The organism is Amycolatopsis nivea (assembly GCF_004522235.1).
Taxonomy (GTDB): Bacteria; Actinomycetota; Actinomycetes; order Mycobacteriales; family Pseudonocardiaceae; genus Amycolatopsis; species Amycolatopsis nivea.
In genome coordinates, this window is sequence record NZ_SDLT01000031.1 from 38,839 (window position 1) to 56,634 (window position 17,796).

Consider the following 17,796-nt stretch of genomic DNA (forward strand, 5'->3'; position numbering starts at 1 on the left):
TACCCGACGGCTCGGTTCCCCAGAAGCGAGACTACCCGCGGACCTGCAGTCCGAGCGACGTGACGAGCACCGCCGCCTGCTCCGGGGACACGATCGCGCCGGTCAGCGACGCACGAGTCAGATCGAGTGACGACAGGTCGCTGCCCCGGAGTTCGGCGCGCGTCAGGTCGACGTCCTGCAGCTCCGCGCCGGACAAATCCACGTCGGTGAGCACTGCTCCCGAACACTTCGCCTTGGTGAGGTCCGCTTCGCGCATGCGCACCTGTTGGAACGTGACTCCACGCAGGTCGGCACTGTTCAAGCCGACGAAAGACCAGTCTCCGCCGGTCACGCGCAACGGCCGCAGGTCGCAGTCCTGGAAGCGGCTGCCGACCAGCTTGCAGCCCGTGAACTCGGCATCGAACAGGTTGCATCCTTTGAACACGCAGCCGGTGAACGCAGAGTCGGTGTGCCGGGAGGCGTTGAACTGGACGTTTCCGAACACACAGTCCAGGAAGGAGACACCGCGGGTGACTGCCTCGGTCAGGTCGACCTGATGGAACTCACAGCGCACGAACCGACGCGCGGTGAACTCCTCCGCGTACCAGTCTTCTCGCCGGTAAACGCGGCCTTCGACTGTCTCGATGTCGGACGGCTCGTGGTCGGGTTCGGACATTCGGCAAGCCTAGTTCGCCGCCCTGCTGATCGGGTGCCAGACGCGACGTCAAGCGGCTCGCTGCGACGGAATTCCGGCTGGTGGCGGCCAGGATCGCCGAGTCCGGAGCGGCTGCCGGGCTGCTGACTGCTCCGGTGGCTTGAGTGATCGGCCCCTTGCCGTCCGTTACGCGGCTCATGCCACAGCGAGGAGCGGTCTTCTCGGGACAGCCATACGATGGCCGAATGAGCGAAGGCCGATGGTTCGATGCCTGGGTGCCCTGGCCCGAACTGTCGGGCCTGGCAGCCGCGGGCCGGGCACTGCTGCCCACAGTGCCCGCGACCCCGGCCGCGCTCGCCCGAACCGTCACCGAGCAACTGGTGGGCCGTCGCCTTACGACCACAGTGCAAGGCCACGAGGTCGGCCTGACTCTCACCGAACTCGACTATCCAGCGGACTCGCTTCGTCTGGCCACCGGTCGGGTGGGAGACGTCCGCATCGTCGCGGAAGATGTCGACTGGCCCGTTCCGAACAGCTCGGCGGCCCCCGTTGCGCACGGCGCTGGCAGCCTTGCCGGCACTGCCCGCTCGTCTCGAACTGCAGCGGCCTCAGCAGCGTCGAACGCGCGTGGCGAAACGAAGGACCCGACCACCGCGGACGCGTCCGGCATGCCTGCTGCGACGGGCACCCCCGTCGGCGAAACGCACAAGACGGACGGCCCGCCAGATGCGGCTGGGCTTGCGCCTGCTCACCTCGCGCGGCCCGCCGACGGCCGAACTGACGCACGCTCATCCGGTCCACGAGAGAACACGGCATCGTCGGATTCTGTTCAGGCGCAAGGCGATCGCCGAATCGCGGAAGCCACACCAGGTGCCGCAGCATGGAAACCCATCTGGGGACCTGACGCAGCAAACGTGGGACCGCACGAATCCGAGCGACCGACTTCTCGACGCAGCTCCGGACGGGCGCCCGCCGCTCGCGAAGCCGGTCCTGAAACGCGGCCAACTGTCGGACCGCCTGCGCAGCCAGACGTCGAACGCATTCCGTTGCGGCGCGTGACCGTGCTCGCCAAGGACGTGCGGCTTCGAGGATTGCCTTCGCCAGCGGCGATTCCCGGATCTGTCGAACTCGAGATAGAAGTGAGCGGAACCGTGGTGCGGGATCGGGTCGCCGCGGCACGTCCGGACCTGATCGCGACACCGCATCCGGAAGGGTTCCGAGTGCGCTGGCGGAAACGTCCGCGCTGGGGATATTTGACTCTCGCCGCAGACATCGAAGACGAAGCAATAGTGCTGACCCCGATCTCGCTCTGCCTCGGACGGTGGACGAGGCGGCCGCCGAAGCGGATCCAGCCGATCGTGCTTCCCCTGCCGGATCTGCCGAAAGGCTTGCGCCTGACCGGAATCCGGCCTGGCGAAGACGAGCTCGCACTGACGATCGCAGCCGACGAATGGCCTGGACGGCTCGCCCGGATTCCGTTGCCGGACCTGCTGACCTGGCTGACGACAGCGGCAATGACACTGACACTTCCCGGATTCGGATCACGGTCCCTCCCCTGAACCGGCGGCGGTGCCCACCGGACCCCCTGCGGGTCCGAGCAATGGGCGCGGCGCTGCCGTGTTCCAGAGTGCTCGAACATGCGTTCCCAATCATCACCCGATCAGGGAAAGATCGAAAACCGTTGGCGCACAAGGGAAACTCGAAAACAGCCCGAAATCCTGTCGGTGCGGTCGGCTAACCTCGGAATCGAGCCGTCAGTTCGCTCCGAGGGGATACCGCCGATGACAACCACCGCAGAACTGCTCCGAAGAACCCGAAGATCCCAGCCTCATGACGGGCATCCGCGGGCAACCGCGCGTTCAGAGCGACGCTTGCTCCTCCACGGGAAGGCAGACCTCGAACCGCGTGTCACCCGGTTCCGACGTCACTTTGATGTCGCCCGAGTGCCGTTCCACGACGATCCGCCACGAGATGTCCAGCCCGAGACCGGTGCCTTCGCCCACGCCTTTGGTCGTGAAGAACGGCTCGAAGATGCGCTGGCGCACCTCTTCCGGGATCCCCGGGCCGGTGTCGCCGATCTCGACGCGCACCTGTTTGCCGACCTGCCACGTGCGCAGGGTCAGCGTTCCCTCGCCGCCCATGGCGCCGACGGCGTTGTCGATGATGTTGGTCCACACCTGGTTCAGTTCGGCGGCGTAGGCAGGAACCCGGTCGATCGAGCAGTCGTATTCCTTGACCACGCGGATGCCCTCGCCGAGCTTGCCCGACATCATCACCAGCGTGGAGTTGAGTCCTTCGTGGACGTCGATGAACTGGTGCGGGGCGCGATCCATTTGCGAGTACTGCTTCGCCGCGCCCACGAGCGTGGACACCCGGCTGGTCGAGTCCTCGATCTCGCCCATCAGCATCTCGGTTTCGAGCGCGTACGCGAGCCAGCGGATCGCGCCGTCGAGCAGTCCTTCGCCTACCGATTCCAGCACGTGGTCGAGGTTCGTCGGCGTGAGTCCGGCAGCGACGAAGATGCTGGCGAGGTCCCAGCCCTGGTCGATGCCGTGGTCGTCGAACCAGTCGCCGATCTCGTCCTCGCGGTCGGCTTGCTGCATCGCGGAGAGCTTGGGTGCGTCGCCGACCTGTTTCACCAAGCGTTCCTGCACGTCGAGGAGCAACTCGAGCAGGTTCGGGTCGATGTCTTTCTTCGCCAGGATCGCGAGTTTGTGCCGCATGCCGGCGACTCGCTCGCGCAGCGCGGCCGTGGCCCGCACCGCAGCTGCGGCCGGGTTGTTGAGTTCGTGCATGAGCCCCGCGGACAACTCGCCGAGGGCGACGAGCCTGCGGCGCGACGACACCAGCGCGTCGGTATTGCGCCAGCCGAGGTACATACCCTCCAGCAAGTGCGCCGCCATCGGGAACCATTGCCGGAATTCGACGGCGAACTCCGCGGCGGGAAGCGTGAGGAAGGTCAGATCGCTGACGGCGTAGATCGTCGCGCCGTAGGTGGCTTCGCTGTCCTGGTAGGCCAAGAATTGCGTTGCGCCGCAGTAGGAACCGCGTTGATCGGACCGCTTCATCTCGACCTCGGCGCCGGCCACCACGCGGGTCATCCGCAGCGCGCCGTTGAGCAGGACGTAGAAGCACGTGGCCGGGTCGCCTTCGCGGATCACCACGGAGTCGGCCTTGAACTCCTCGCGCACCGCGTTCTGCTCGATCCAGTCGAGTTGCGCGTCGGAGAGATGTTCGAACAAGAACAGTCCGCGCAGTTCCTCGCGCGACAAGGCGGGCTGAGTCACTGTTCCTCCAAGTAACGGTGGACCAGGGTCACGGCCATGGCGCCCTCGCCGACGGCGGACGCCACGCGTTTCACCGACTGCGAGCGCACGTCTCCGGCCACGAACACGCCGGGCACTGACGACTCCAGGTAATGCGGATCGCGGTCCAGGCTCCATCCCGGCGGCCTGCGTCCGTCCTCCACGAGGTCTGGGCCGGTCCGGACGAATCCGTGGGCGTCCCGGAGGACGCTCTTTCCCAGCCACTCCGTGCGCGGAGCGGCTCCGATGAAGATGAAGAGGTGTTCCGTGTCCAGTTTCTCGGTCACGCCGTCTTTGCAGACCGTGATGGACTCGAGGTGATCGTCCCCATGCGCTTTGACCACCGTGGTGTGCGTGCGAACGTGGACGTTCTCGATGGCAGCGATCTGCTCGATGAGGTAGTGCGACATCGACGACTCAAGCGACGCGCCGCGCACCAGCAGCGTCACGTCGGTGGCGTGCTGGGCGAAGAACACAGCCGCCTGACCGGCGGAGTTCGCGCCGCCGACGATGTACACGTGATCGTTCGAGCACTCAGGTGCTTCCGTCGCAGCGGAGCCGTAGTAGACGCCCCGGCCGGTCAGCTCCGCGATTCCCTCGGCTTCCAGCGCTCGGTAGTTGACGCCGCTGGAAAGGATCACGGAGTGCGCGGCGATCTCGGATCCGTCGCCGAAGGTCACGACCCGGCTCGAGCCGCGCGCCTCCAGACCCACGACATCGCGAGCCGTAAGCACTTCAGCGCCGAACTTCTGCGCCTGGCGGCGGGCTCGATCCGTGAGCTGCGCGCCCGACACTCCGTCCGGGAAGCCAAGGTAGTTCTCGATCCTGGAGCTGGTTCCGGCCTGGCCGCCGGTGGCCTTGCGCTCGACCAGCACGGTCCGCAGTCCTTCGGAAGCGCCGTAAACGGCGGCACCGAGTCCGGCCGGACCGCCGCCGATCACCACCAGGTCGTAGAAGTCCTGCGCGGGCTGCGTAGAAAGGCCCACCGCATCGGCGATCTCGCTTCCCGATGGCTGTTTCAGCACCGTGCCGTCCGGCGTCACCACGACCGGGATGTCGGTCTCGCACGCGCCGGCGGCTTGGAGGATGCGGCCGGCTTCTTCGTCGTCGACCGAGTACCAGCGGTACGGGACGGCGTTGCGAGCCAGGAAGTCGCGCATCCGGAACGACGGCGCCGAGTACCGGTGCCCGATCAGCTTCGTCTCTTCCACCGGACGATCCCCGACCGCGAGCCAGGTCTCGACCAGCGAGTCGATGACCGGGTACAGCTTCTCCTCGGGCGGGTCCCAGGGCTTGAGCAGGTAGTGGTCGACGTCGACCACGTTGATCGCCTGGATCGCGGCGTCAGTGTCGGCGTAGGCCGTCAGCAGCGCGCGCCGGGCGTTCGGGAAGAGGTCCATCGCCTTCTCCAGGAAGACGATGCCGTCCATGTGCGGCATGCGGTAGTCGGCGAGGATCGCCGCGACGGCGTCGCCGCGCAGCTTGATCTCGCGAAGTGCGTCGAGGGCGTCGGCGCCCGAATCGGCACGGATGACGCGGTAGTCCTTGCCGTAGCGGCGACGCAGGTCGCGCGCCACCGACCGCGAAACGGCGGGGTCGTCGTCGACGGTCATCAGGATCGGCTGGCTCACACGGCACAGCCTACGGTGTCCCGTCGGCTGCCGTGGCAAACGACAGAACCAGGGACCGGTGCCCGTCGCGGCCGCCACCGCGGCGGGCACCGGTTGTTCAGGTGGCGGCTATGGATAGCGCACCAAGTTCACCGGCTTCGTCCCCGACGGGGTGCTCGCACCGAGGTCGTTGATCACGTGGGTGATCGTTCCCTGGTGGTTGAGCGAAACCGTCACCATGCCGTGGAACCGCACGTCAGGCGCGACCGGAGCGGCGAAGGCGTGCGAGCAGGACACCGACGGGTTCGTGTCGAAGAAGCAGTAGCTGCCGAGACCCCAGGCTTCGTGGCTGGTCACATCCGGGGCGACCTGGTACGCGGCGTAGCCCGCGCTCCCGCCGTTCATCCAGGCTGCCTGGTCGGGGACGTCGTAGGGCATCTCGTTCTGGAAGAAGTAGGTGCGCCCGCCGTTTCCGTTCCAGGTCACCTGCGTCTTCTGAAAGTGCTCGACGAACAGCCCGTAGACGGTCACGTCGTTGCCGTTCACCACCAGGCCGGTATCGGCGGTGTTGGAGTTCCAGCCGACGTGACTGTCGTCGGCGCCGTGGTCGGCTCGCCAGAGCCACAGGTGGTCGCCGATCACGTCGTTGCTGTTGATTACGAGGCTGGTATGCGCTTTGCCCGCGGCAGCGCCGCCGACGCGGAAGAACACGTCGTGCAGCGAGGTCGGGTTCGCCGAGTGGTCCGCGTTCGACTCGGGATCGCCGACCTGCATGAGCGTGGCCGACGAGGTCGTTCCGGCGTCGATCAGCAAGCCGGCGATCTTCACTCCGTCCACGTCGTCGACGTTGATCGCAGTGATCCCGCCGTCCGGGATCAAGGTCGCGATGCCAAGGCCGAGGACGACGGTGTCCGGACGAGTCACGTGAAGAGGCTGATCAAGGCGGTACACGCCTGGGGTGATCAGCAGGTTCTTGCCCGCCGTCAGAGCCTCGTTCATCTCGGACGCGGTAGCGCCCGGCTTCGTGATGAAGAACTGGTCGATCGGCAGCGAAACGCCTGGTGCGCTGTCGTGTTCCCAGGTGACGCCGGAGGTGTTGTTTCGCAGGGCGGGCACGAACACCCGGTAGTGACCGGACTCGTCAACCTGGAGGCACGGCTTCTCGCGGACGATCGGGGCCTGGTCGATCGTCGTGTACGGCGGGTCCGGGAAGGTGCCGGCGGGAGCGCCGTCCACGCCGACGAACACCATGTTCCAAGTAGAGCCGGTCCAGCCGCCGAAGTGCGAATCGCGCGAGATCCATTGCTGCTGTGACCCGGAACGGATCTGCCCGTCGATCTTCGTGTCCGAGATCCAGCCCCCGCTGGACCAGCCCCCGCCGTCGTCGAGGCGGAGGTCGCCGCGGACGTGCATGCGCCGGTACGGGCTCGCCTGCGATACGGCCCATTGGTCCGCGCCCCCGACGGGGTTCACGGACAGGTTTTCCGCGCCGCGCCAGAAGTTCTGGGTCGCGTTGTTCGGGGGAAACCAGTCCGCGTCCACGTGCACCGCACCGTTGATCGTCACGGCGTCGGGCGTGCTGCCTAGTCCGAGGATTTGCGTGTAGAAGCCGACGTTCACGTCGTTGGAGTACGTGCCAGGTTTGAACAGCACGGCGTAGCGCTGACTGCCGAACTGGTTCTTCTCCTGCTCCGCGAAGATCGCGTCGAGCTTGCGCTGGATGCTCGCGCTCGGCATCGACGGATCGAAAACGACGACGTTCGGCCCCAGGTCCACTTGTCCCGGCGGCGGAGAAGTAGTGCCACCCACGGAGATCAGTGTGAACGACCGGTTGGCGGCGTCATGACGGCCGTGCTGCCACGGCTTCTCGTGACCAGCAGCCAGTCCGGCCGGGTGCGGGTCGCGGTCTCGGCCGGAGGCAAGATCGACAACTGCAGCAGTCGGATGCGCTGGCCATTGCGGGTCAGGCTCGGTGGACGGCAGCCGCGGCGGGGCTGCGGTGTCGTGGGTTCCCGAGGTGCTCTCGTGTTCCAACGCGGGGTGCCAGGAGGGGTGGGTGGACGTCTCTGCATCGCCCTTGTGGGTGAGGTGGAAGTGCCAATCGTGCGCGTTTGTTCCGGTGACGGTGTACGGGCGGGCCAGCGGGACGGGCGGACGAGCAGCGGTTCGCCGGGCGTTCGCCGCCCGTGTCTGGGCGCGCCAGGCATCAGCGTTGGTCTCGAGGGGCTGGCGGGACGGCGTTCCGCTGTTCCGGCCGCAGGGGTAGTCCGCCGGACTCGGAGGGGTCGGCGCTAGCGCGGCCACTCTCCGTGATTCGGGATTCATCGTCACCTCCCTTGCCGAGACGGGACCGCCGGGCGACCTCGGCCGGGGGTGGGGTTCGCCTCGTGGCGAGGGTCGGCTCGACGTCGCGACTGCGGAGGAATGTAATCGCGGGCACACTGACCTTCAACGCAAACCTGAAGAAAAGTCAGATAGGGCAGTCGACCTGCACTAATGCGCTCGGAACAGGTCGCAGGGAGGCGGGTTTGGGCAGCTTGGCACGCCGTTCCGGCGTGGCCGCGGCGCGTAACCGACCCCCTGACGAAGGGACCGAAGGCGGGGTGTACTGTATGTCCATACGAGATGCGGAGTTCACCTCTGCTTCGGGGCTATGGCGCAGCTGGTAGCGCACCTCACTGGCAGTGAGGGGGTCAGGGGTTCGAGTCCCCTTAGCTCCACAAGTTGCACAGGAACCCTTCGGCCACGCAGTTCAGGTTGGCCGGAGGGTTTTTTGCATGCCCGGGGCATGATTCGATGCGGTCGGCCTGGTCGATGGCTATGGGTTAGCGCTACCGGTCTGCGGCTTGGCGTCGGAAGCTCAGCGGTCGAGCTGGGAAGGTTCGCTGGCAGATGTTGCGAATGGGCGGGCGCGGGCGGGTGGCTGGTGTCGGCGCGGCTCATGCGGTGACGCGGTGATCTCGTCCAACCGCATTGTTCTGAAGCAGGTGGCCGCGGTGCATGGGGGCGGCCTTCTGGCAGCAGCTGCGGGCGGTAGCTCGTACCGATTGCTGCGGCGGCTGGCTAGCTCGTTACGGCTTGGACGCGTGGTGCTGCCGTGTCTCCGGCAGGTGCCCGGTTGTTCTGGCAGGGCGGAGGCTCGGTCAAGAGCTCCAAGGGTGATTGGCGCATTTGGACGGGGGCCGGTTGCGGCTGTGGCAGAAGACGTCAGCTCGCATGGCGCAGCGGGAGTGCCGGGCGGGAGTACGGGACTCGCGGGGGCCCGAGGGGATCGTCTTGGGCTAGGTGGTGGCACGCGGGCGGCGTTGGGTTCTTGGGCTCGACCGCGGTCGTCGAGGAAGCCGGGGTGAGGGAACGCATGCTCGGGGCTCCGATTTGTGCCGCCTGGGGTCTAACGCCGAGAGTTGGCTGGCCGCACTGGGGCGCGGTGTGGAGCATCGCCGGGTGGGCGTCATCCAGCCGCGGCGGTGTGGGGATGGTCGGCGGAGTCCGTTGCGGGGTCGCGTTTTCGCCTGGAGGGATCGTCTCCGGTAGGCGGCGGTAGGCCGCATGGAAGTCAGTACCGAGGGCGACGGGGCGGGGAAACGGTGATCGTCTTGGGAGCCCGGTTTGGCTCGCACGGGCTGGGTCGCGCCAACGACGCGGGGAGCGAGGAGATCGGGGCAGTGGTTCGCGAGCTCGTCGGAGCCAGGGCCCGGATGGCGGCGAGGCATGGAGCGCGGACAAGGACGGTGAGGGTGGCCGCGCGCTGAGGCGGGCGGGAAGCCGTCGAAAGTGTGGAAGTTCGCAAAATTCTCTGTTGCGAACTAGACCAGTCGATGGCGTCGATTGCACACTCGCGCAAATTGTCCCAGCAGTCGAGAGGCGAGCCGCGGCGTTCATGATGTCGAATGCCTTGGTGCGACTCTGGGGAACAACAGAAACACTCTGCGTCGCCGGCCCGCTAATAAATAACCATTCGCCGTCGCTGCGGCAACGGGCAGAAATGTTGCCCGGAACTGCAAATAGAACTCACCCCATGTCGGAAAATGCGGCTCCGCCCCGGCCGCGATAATTGATTCAACACCGTACCGGCGAGTACGACAAGGTATTCGCCGGAGAAGGGTCCCCTGGTGGAGGTAACACCACTGTCGCACCTGGTGCCAGCACCACCATCGGGAGGTCGGGGGCGACAAATGGGAACGGGGTTCGTATTACCGACGGGAAACTGTCGTGCATGACGCCAACTCATTACCCCAATCGGAGGTAGACCGACTTTTCAATGTCTGACATGCTCGGCTCGGCCGACAGCTCGGTGCGTGGGGTCACTTGAGGCGGGCTATTTTTCTCAGGGGTAGATATGGAAATTGAGCTATTGGGATCGGTCACGCTCAGGCAAGCCGGCCGCAGACACGGAGTCGCGTCGCGAAAGGTGCGGACTGTGTTGGCGTTGCTGGCCTTGTCGCCGGGGGTTCCGTTGTCCCTGGACACGCTCGCGGACGAACTGTGGGCCGACAAACCGGTCTCCAACGTGCGCAATGCGTTGCAGGCCAACATCGCGCGGTTGCGGAAGCTCGTGTTCACCGTGACCGGCGAGCGGGAGGTGGTCCGGACGGTCAGCAGCGGGTACCTGATGACCGTGCCTGCCGAGGCCGTCGACGCGCATCGGTTTTCTGCCTTGGCACAGCGTGGGGCCGCGTTGCTCGGGCAGGATCCGCGGGGAGCCATCACGGTCTTCGAGCAAGCGTTGCGGCTCTGGCGGGGGCCGGCGTTGCTCGACGTGGCCGATTGCACTCGCTGCCGGTTGGCTGCCGAGCAGCTGAACGAGCGCCGGCTCACCGTGCAGGAGGACCTGATCTCCGCGCGGCTTCAGGTCGGCGAGCATCATGGGCTTTCCCACGACCTGAAACAACTCGTCGCGGAGAACCCGGCGCGCGAGCGGCTCAGCGAGTACCTGATGATCTCGCTTTACCGCGACGGCAGGCAGGGCGAGGCGGTCTCGGTCTTCCACAGCACCCGGAAGTGGCTGGGCGCCGAACTCGGACTGGAGCCCGGGCCGGGGCTGCGCCGGCTGTACCAGTCCATCCTGATGCAGGACCAGGTTCTCGACTGAACCGTCGTTTTCGCTTCCACCGGGTCAGCATGGCAGTCCCCGATGACCGCCTGCTGACAGCGCGCCTACGGGGGCGTCGCGTCAGGGCGCTGTCAGAAGGGTGTCACCGCTCGCCGCTAGTTTTCGGGCCGAATCCCTTGTAACGGTCCCTGACGATCGGGAGTGACCCCCATGACGACAGCCGTCTCCGAACGCATGCAGCAGATCCGCGAGATCGTCTGCACGCATCTCGAGCTCGACGACGCGGAGCTCACCGAAACCAGCGATTTCGCCGACGACCACGAGGCGGATTCGCTGTCGCTGATGGACGTGCTGGCCGCGCTGGAGAAGAAGTTCGGCGTCACGATCGACCAGGCGCAGTTCGCCCGGATGACCAACCTGCGCGCGGTGTACGAGGTCGTCTCGGAATCCGCGAGCTGGTAGCCGACATGTCGCAGCCGACCAGTATCGGACGCCGGGTGGTCATCACCGGATGCGGTGTCGTGTCGAGCATCGGGATCGGGGTCCGGGAGTTCACCTCCGCCCTGCGCGCCGGGCGCAGCAACGTCCGGCCGATCTCGGTGTTCGACACCACCGGGTTCGCCCACGACAACGGCTGCGAGGTCGCCGACTTCGAGCCTTCCCGGTGGATCCGCACGCTCGACCCCGCCGATCTCGGCCGGGCGAGCCGGTTTTCCACCGCGGCCGCCCGCCTCGCCGTCGAGGATTCGGGGCTGCCGCTGGAAACCCTGCGCGCCGCGCGCACGCTCGTCTCGGTGGGCAGCACCGACGGCGAAGCGCACGAACTCGACGGTCTGGTAGCACAGGAACTCTCCGCCGGGCTGGCCGGGCTTGACCCGAAGCTGGTGCGCCGGACTTCCGCGGGCCGGCTGGCCACGTCGATCGCGCGCGAACTTGAACTGACCGACGTCGAGACCGGGACCATCGCGACGGCGTGTTCGGCGGGGAACTACGCCATCGGCAACTCGCTCGACGCGATCCGGTGCGGGGACGCCGAGTTCGCTCTCTGTGGCGGCGCGGATGCGCTGTGCCGCAAGACGTTCACCTCGTTCTACCGGTTGCGCAGCATCGCGCCGGACTGCTGCCGTCCGTTCGACCGCAACCGGATGGGCATCCTCACCGGCGAGGGCGCGGGCATTCTTCTGCTGGAGAGCCTCGACTCCGCGCTCGCCCGCGGGGCGCGGATCTACGCGGAAGTGCTGGGGTACGGCATGTCCTGCGACGCGCACCATCCGGTGGCGCCGCATCAGGCCGGGATCGCCCGCTGCATGGAACTCGCGCTGGCCGACGCCGGGGTCAAACCCGCCGAGATCGACCTGATCTCCGCGCACGGGACCGGGACCAAAGCCAACGACATGACCGAATCCGCGGCGATCCGCGACCTGTTCGGGCCGACGCCGCCGCGCACCGTGTCGATGAAATCGATGCTGGGGCACTCGATGGGCGCGGCGAGCGCGCTGGCCGCGATCGGCTGTTCGATCGCGCTCACCGAGCAGTTCATCCCGCCCACCATCAACCACCGCGACACCGACCCGGACTGCCCGGTGGACTGCGTGCCCAACGAATCCGTCGACGCCGACCTCGACATCGTGCAGAACAACGGCTGGGCCTTCGGCGGCAACAACGCCGTGGTCCTGCTCGGCCGGTACGAGCGGCAACCCCGAGAGGAGGCCGTACGGTGACCGCACCGGCTCGGCGCCGTCCGGTCATCTCGGCCTGGACCGCCATTTCCCCCTTCGGCTACGGCCGGGAAGCGTTCGCCGACGGCGTTCGGTCCCGGCGCGAGCCCGCCCTCGAAACCGCGGGACCCGGTGATCCCGCGGCGGTCGTGCCCAGTTTCGACGTGCGCGAGATGTTCGGGCGTAAGAAGACCCGGGCGATGAACCGGGTCAGCGGACTGACCGTCGCGGCCGCGCAGCAGCTGCTCGCCGACATGGAACTGGCCCCGGACGGCGACCGCGAGCACATCGGTTTCGTGCTCGGCACCACGACCGGCAGTGCGCAGAGCATGATGGACCTGACCCGCGCGTCGATCACCGGCGAACAGCCCGACCACGTCGAACCCGCCGCGGTTCCCGGCACCGTGATGAACTGCGCGGCCGGGCAGGCCGCGATCTGGCACGGGCTCAAGGGACCCAACGCGACGATCGCCGCCGGGCGCACCACCGGATTGCAGGCGCTGAACTACGCTCGCCGGCTGCTGATGACCGAACGTGCGGCTCAGGTGTTGTGCGGTGCGGCCGAGGAGCATTCCGACGCGCGGTCCTGGCTCGAGCACCACCGGCGCGGCGGGGCGGCGACGCTCGGCGAAGGCTGTGCGATGTTCCTGCTTGAACCGGCGGACTCGGCCGATCCGCGCACCGTGCTGGCGACGCTGACCGGCATCGACTCGCGGATCTGCCTCGACGGTGACCTCGCCGGAACCTTGCACGCCACCGTGACCTCGCTGTTGAACCGGTCTGGTGTCAACGCGGACCGCGTGTGGGCGGCAGTCGGCAGCGGCTTCCCCGCTGGGGCGGACCGTCCCGAGGACGTGACGCTGCGGCAGTTGTTCGGCGACGAAGTGACCGACCGGGTGCCGCCGGTGGATCTCATCGGCGACACCTCCGCGGCGACCGCGTTGTTCGGCCTCGCGTCGGTGCTCAGCATCGCCGACGGAGCAGACCACGGCGCACAGGACCACATCGTCGTCACCGCTTGCGATGACGACGGTTCGGTGGCCTGCGCGCTGCTGCAGCTCGGGGGTGCGCGATGAGCAGAACCGCGCTCGTGACCGGCGGTTCCCGCGGGATCGGCCGGGCGGTCGTACTCCGCCTGGCGCAGGACGGGTTCGACGTCGCGTTCTGCTATCACAGCAACCAAACTGCGGCGGACATTCTCGTCAAGGAAGTCCTCGACCTGGGCGTGCGCGTCGAAGCGAGCCAGGTCGACGTCGCTGACGGCGAGGCGGTCACGGCGTGGGTGGAGCGGACGGCAGACGAGTTCGGCGCGCCGGACGCGCTGGTCACCTCGGCCGGGATCACCCGGGACGGTTCGCTCGCGCTGATGTCCGAACCGGACTGGTCGAGTGTCCTGCGCACGAACCTCGACGGTGTTTTCCACGCGTGCCGACCCGCTGTGTTCCGGATGATCAAACGCCGCGCCGGAAGCGTCGTGACGTTGTCCTCGGTGTCCGGCGTGCACGGCAATCCGACGCAGACCAACTACTCGGCGGCCAAGAGCGGCGTGCTCGGCTTCACCAAGGCGCTGGCCAAGGAAGTCGGCCGTTATGGGGTGCGGGTCAACTCCGTCGCGCCGGGCCTGATCGAGACCGACATGCTCGGCAAGCTCAGCGAAGCGACCCGCGAGAAGATGCTGCGGGCTGTCCCGCTGCGCCGGTTCGGCACGCCCGAAGAAGTCGCGGACCTGGTGTCGTTCCTGGTTTCCGACCGCGCTTCCTACATCACCGGCAGCGTCTTCGAGGTCGACGGCGGCTTCGTCGTCTAGCTGTTCTCTCCCCGCGGCAGCGCTGGCAGCGCGTGCCGCGTCCTATCCGTGCGCTGGCGAAAGGACGTCATGAGCGCCGACAACGGTTTCATCCCGCGGCTCAAGACCGCGGTTCTGGGCACGGCCGACCGCCCGCTGGTGTTCGTCGGCAACTTCGAGGTCGAAGAGCAGTGGGCGGTCGACGAGCAGGGGCTGCCCCGGGTGTCCGCCCCGGGCGGCATGGCGGTCGTCAACAGCATGGACGAGTTCGCGTTGCTGCTGGGCGGGAAAAGGGACCACGTGGTGCTCAAGCACGCGCCGGACCCCGGTTACCGCAGCTATCTGGAAGGCCTCGGTCTCGACCTGCCGCAGATCCACGTGATCGCGGACCCGGATCCGGCACGCACGGTCAGCCAGGACGCGCTGCACGATCCATGGCTGATCGCCGCGCTCTCCGCGTTGCGCACCGACGAAGCGCATCTGCTCGCGCACGGTGTCTCCGCGGTGGAGGAAGAACTGTCCACTGCGACGGGGTTGCCGCTGGCCGCTCCGGACGCGGCTCGGTGCAAGGCGGTGAACAGCAAGATCTACAGCCGCCGCGTCGCGACGAAGCTCGGGTTGCGGCAGCCGAACGGCTGGGCCTGCGACACGCTCGAACTGCTCGACGAGGCCGTCACCGCGGCGGGGGCCGTTCTCGCCACCGGACGGAAGGTCGTCGTCAAGGAGGCGTTCGGGGTTTCCGGCAAGGGAATCTCGGTGGTCTCCGACGAACGCAGGCTCGACCGGTTGCGCCGGATGATCTCCGCGACCGCCCGCCGCAACGGCCGGGACCGGATCGCGTTCGTCATCGAGGAGTGGGTCGACAAGCGCGCCGACCTCAACTACCAGTTCACCGTGAGCCGCGACGGTTCGGTGCACTTCGACTTCGTCAAGGAGCTGATCACCGAGAACAGCGTCCACAAAGGACACCGGATCCCGCCGCGGCTGGACGAGGCGCAGCTGGAGACCATCCGGTCCGCGGCGCAGGCGCTCGGCGGACAACTCGCCGCCGATGGCTACTACGGCGTCGTGGGAGTGGACGCGATCGTCGAACCCGACGGCGGCATCTTCCCAGTGCTGGAAATCAACGCCCGCAACAACATGTCCACCTACCAGGTGCCGATCCAGGAACGCTTCGTCACCGCGGGAGAGACCGCGATGGCCCGGCACTACTCGCTGCGGCTCGGTGCCAGCATCGGCTTCGACCGGGTCCGCGACGTGCTCGGCGAGCTGCTTTTCGACGGTGCGGGCAGCGGCCTGCTGGTGAACAACTTCGCCACCGTCAACGCCGGCGCGCAGACCGCCGACGGGGTGCCGTTCGCCGGCCGCCTCTACGGCGTGCTCATCGGGGATTCGGTCGCCGAGGTCGACCGGATCGACGCGCGGGTCGAACGCGCGCTGGCCGTCCTGCAGCAGGACTGATCCCCATGCCGGGAACCCGGGGCGTGGCCGCAGGTCCGCGCGGGGAACCCCGGCGACTGCCCGGACCAGCCCCAGTTTCCGCCCAGCCGAAGAATAAGGAAGTTCTGTGACCGAAACCGCTACCGTTCCGGAGTTCGCCGTCGTGTCCGGAGCACAGGTGCACCAGGTGCTCGACGGCGCCGAGAAGCAACTGGCCGAGCTGATCGAGGCGGCTTACCGGCTGCACGGGCAGCAGGCGACCGTCAACCCGCCCTCCTACTTCCTCCGGTTCCCGGACCGGCCGTCCGCGCGCATCATCGCGCTGCCCGCCTCGGTCGGCGGGGAGGTCGCGGTGGACGGGGTCAAGTGGATCTCCAGCTTCCCGGAGAACGTCCGCACCGGGCTGCCGCGCGCCTCGGCCGTGCTGATCCTCAACGACCAGGCGACCGGGTACCCGCTGGCCTGCATGGAAAGCTCGATCATCAGCGCGAGCCGGACCGCGGCGTCGGCGGCGCTGGCGGCCGACTGGCTCAGCCGCCGGGGCGAACGGCCGCGGCGGCTCGGGTTCGTCGGCACCGGGCTCATCGCGCGTTACGTGCACCGGTTCCTGCTCGGCACCGGCTGGGACTTCGACGAGACCGCGGTGTTCGACCTCTCCGCCGAGCACGCCGCCGGCTTCCGGGGCTACCTGGAGGGCACCGGCGCGAGCGGGATCTCGGTGCGCGAGAGCGCCGAGGAGCTGATCCGCGGCAGCGACCTGATCGTGTTCGCCACCGTGGCCGCGGAACCGCACGTGCACGATCCGGCCTGGTTCGGCCACAACCCGCTCGTGCTGAACGTTTCCCTGCGCGACCTGTCCACCGAGGTCGTCCTGGCTTCGGCCAACGTGGTCGACGACGTCGAGCACTGCCTCAAGGCCAACACCTCGGTGCACCTGGCCGAACAGGCCACCGGCGGCCGCGACTTCCTCGACGGCACCCTGTTCGACGTGATGACCGGGGCACTCGCCCTGGACGCCGACCGGCCGCTGGTGTTCTCACCGTTCGGTCTCGGCGTGCTGGACCTCGCGGTCGGCAAGCACGTCCTGGACGAACTGCGCCGCCGCGGCGAACTGCACGAGGTCGGCGACTTCTTCTTCGAACTCGACCGCTACGGCCGGCGCTGATGCCGATCATCACCAGTCCGCACGAGTTCAACGTCGACGACCTGTTCGTCGACCTGAGCGGGTGTACAGGGCGATCGCTCTACCTCAAGTGCGAGGGCTTCAACTTCGCTGGTTCGATCAAGATCAAAGCAGCGAAGGAGATGATCGACGCCGCAGAACTGGACGGCACGCTGAGGCCGGGCGCGACCCTCGTGGAGAGTTCGTCGGGCAACCTCGGGGTGGCGCTGAGCCTCGTCGCCACCAGCCGGGGATACCGGTTCATCTGTGTCACCGATTCCCGCTGCACCCTCGGCGCCCGGCAGTTGATGCAAACGCTTGGCGCCGAGGTGCACGTGATCACCGAACCGCATCCGAAAGACGGGCTGCTCGGCGCGCGGATCGCGCACGTGCGGCGGCTGTGCGCCGAGGGCGACGACCGGGTGTGGCTCAACCAGTACGCGAACGCGGGAAACTGGCAGGCGCACTACCGCACCACCGGACCGCAGATCGCGAACTCGTTCCCCGGCGCCGACGTGGCGTTCATCGGGGCGGGCACGACCGGCACACTGATGGGGTGCGCGCGCTACCTGCGCGAACACTGTCCCGGAATGCGCGTGGTGGCCATCGACACTGTGGGTTCGGTAACCTTCGGAACCCCGGCCGCCCCCCGGATGATCCCCGGACTCGGCACCGGCGTCCGGCCGGCGCTGCTCGACGAGTCCTATGTGGACGATGTGGTGCACGTGCCGGAACTCGCGACCGTGCGGATGTGCCGCAGGCTCGTCCGGGCGGGGTTCCTGTTCGGCGGCTCAACCGGCACCGTCGTCGCCGGGGCGCTGCACTGGCTCGACCGGCACGAGCACGGCGAAAGCCTCACCGCGGTGGCGGTCTCCCCCGATCTCGGCGACCGCTACCTGGACACGGTCTACCACGACCAGTGGGTGGCCGACCTCTACGGAGACGCGGCGCTCGCCCCGGCCGCCGCGCTCGGGAGCTAGTACCACTCGAAATCGAGGTGCCACGCCCAGTGTGCGCACGATCACGAGGAGCCATCCTTAGACCGTCCGGCTTGCCGCCTGCGCGGCGGGAGGCCTGAAGCGGCCCAA

General features: G+C 67.7%; 13 protein-coding genes and 1 tRNA gene. 10 read left to right on the forward strand and 4 right to left on the reverse strand.

Features of this window, described 5'->3' with window-relative positions:
- Positions 1-31: 31 nt before the first annotated feature.
- Positions 32-655 (reverse strand): pentapeptide repeat-containing protein, encoded by a 624-nt coding sequence (locus EIZ44_RS30440; RefSeq protein WP_134663246.1) that lies wholly within the window; start codon positions 653-655, stop codon positions 32-34.
- Positions 656-1,689: 1,034 nt separating this feature from the next.
- Between EIZ44_RS30440 and EIZ44_RS30450 the strand changes: the two genes are divergently transcribed.
- A complete protein-coding gene (locus EIZ44_RS30450; protein ID WP_240691457.1) occupies positions 1,690-2,193 on the forward strand; it encodes a DUF2993 domain-containing protein in 504 nt (167 codons plus the stop codon).
- 300 nt (positions 2,194-2,493) lie between these two features.
- Here EIZ44_RS30450 and EIZ44_RS30455 read toward each other — a convergent pair whose 3' ends face one another.
- The 3 genes from EIZ44_RS30455 to EIZ44_RS30465 form a co-directional block, all read right to left on the reverse strand.
- Positions 2,494-3,921, reverse strand: a complete 1,428-nt coding sequence (locus EIZ44_RS30455) for an ATP-binding protein (RefSeq protein WP_037812003.1) — start codon at positions 3,919-3,921, stop codon at positions 2,494-2,496.
- Entirely contained in the window at positions 3,918-5,570 is a 1,653-nt protein-coding gene (locus tag EIZ44_RS30460; RefSeq protein ID WP_037812004.1) for an NAD(P)/FAD-dependent oxidoreductase, read from the reverse strand. The genes EIZ44_RS30455 and EIZ44_RS30460 overlap by 4 nt, the downstream gene beginning before the upstream one ends.
- A gap of 108 nt (positions 5,571-5,678) precedes the next feature.
- A complete protein-coding gene (locus EIZ44_RS30465) occupies positions 5,679-7,358 on the reverse strand; it encodes a pectate lyase-like domain-containing protein (protein ID WP_500676318.1) in 1,680 nt (559 codons plus the stop codon).
- An 838-nt stretch (positions 7,359-8,196) separates the two neighbouring features.
- Here EIZ44_RS30465 and EIZ44_RS30470 point away from each other — a divergent pair.
- From EIZ44_RS30470 to sbnA, 9 genes are all read left to right on the forward strand, one after another.
- Positions 8,197-8,269 (forward strand) — tRNA-Ala (locus tag EIZ44_RS30470).
- Positions 8,270-9,960: 1,691 nt separating this feature from the next.
- Positions 9,961-10,641, forward strand: a complete 681-nt coding sequence (locus tag EIZ44_RS30475) for an AfsR/SARP family transcriptional regulator (protein WP_235147136.1) — start codon at positions 9,961-9,963, stop codon at positions 10,639-10,641.
- 171 nt (positions 10,642-10,812) lie between these two features.
- Positions 10,813-11,064: an acyl carrier protein gene (locus EIZ44_RS30480; RefSeq protein WP_037812007.1), complete on the forward strand. Its 252-nt coding sequence runs from the start codon at positions 10,813-10,815 to the stop codon at positions 11,062-11,064.
- A 5-nt stretch (positions 11,065-11,069) separates the two neighbouring features.
- A complete protein-coding gene (locus tag EIZ44_RS30485; protein ID WP_134663248.1) occupies positions 11,070-12,323 on the forward strand; it encodes a beta-ketoacyl-[acyl-carrier-protein] synthase family protein in 1,254 nt (417 codons plus the stop codon).
- Complete coding sequence (locus tag EIZ44_RS30490) at positions 12,320-13,396, forward strand: beta-ketoacyl synthase N-terminal-like domain-containing protein (protein WP_134732695.1); 1,077 nt, start codon at positions 12,320-12,322, stop codon at positions 13,394-13,396. Before EIZ44_RS30485 ends, EIZ44_RS30490 begins: the two co-directional genes overlap by 4 nt.
- Positions 13,393-14,127, forward strand: a complete 735-nt coding sequence (gene fabG / locus EIZ44_RS30495; RefSeq protein ID WP_134732696.1) for a 3-oxoacyl-[acyl-carrier-protein] reductase — start codon at positions 13,393-13,395, stop codon at positions 14,125-14,127. The genes EIZ44_RS30490 and fabG overlap by 4 nt, the downstream gene beginning before the upstream one ends.
- A 69-nt stretch (positions 14,128-14,196) precedes the next feature.
- The gene (locus tag EIZ44_RS30500; RefSeq protein ID WP_134732697.1) at positions 14,197-15,567 is read left to right on the forward strand and encodes a preATP grasp domain-containing protein; all 1,371 of its coding nucleotides are present in this window, start codon (positions 14,197-14,199) and stop codon (positions 15,565-15,567) included.
- A 106-nt stretch (positions 15,568-15,673) separates the two neighbouring features.
- Positions 15,674-16,711, forward strand: a complete 1,038-nt coding sequence (gene sbnB, locus EIZ44_RS30505; protein WP_037812013.1) for a 2,3-diaminopropionate biosynthesis protein SbnB — start codon at positions 15,674-15,676, stop codon at positions 16,709-16,711.
- Positions 16,711-17,688: a 2,3-diaminopropionate biosynthesis protein SbnA gene (gene sbnA, locus EIZ44_RS30510; protein WP_037812015.1), complete on the forward strand. Its 978-nt coding sequence runs from the start codon at positions 16,711-16,713 to the stop codon at positions 17,686-17,688. Before sbnB ends, sbnA begins: the two co-directional genes overlap by 1 nt.
- Positions 17,689-17,796 lie beyond the last annotated feature (108 nt).

Excerpts from the sequence above, each read along its gene's own strand:
- EIZ44_RS30440 (WP_134663246.1), bottom strand. The coding sequence starts at position 655 with ATGTCCGAACCCGACCACGAGCCGTCCGACATCGAGACAGTCGAAGGC.
- EIZ44_RS30480 (WP_037812007.1), top strand. The coding sequence starts at position 10,813 with ATGACGACAGCCGTCTCCGAACGCATGCAGCAGATCCGCGAGATCGTC.
- EIZ44_RS30485 (WP_134663248.1), top strand. The coding sequence starts at position 11,070 with ATGTCGCAGCCGACCAGTATCGGACGCCGGGTGGTCATCACCGGATGC.
- fabG (WP_134732696.1), top strand. The coding sequence starts at position 13,393 with ATGAGCAGAACCGCGCTCGTGACCGGCGGTTCCCGCGGGATCGGCCGG.
- EIZ44_RS30500 (WP_134732697.1), top strand. The coding sequence starts at position 14,197 with ATGAGCGCCGACAACGGTTTCATCCCGCGGCTCAAGACCGCGGTTCTG.
- sbnA (WP_037812015.1), top strand. The coding sequence starts at position 16,711 with ATGCCGATCATCACCAGTCCGCACGAGTTCAACGTCGACGACCTGTTC.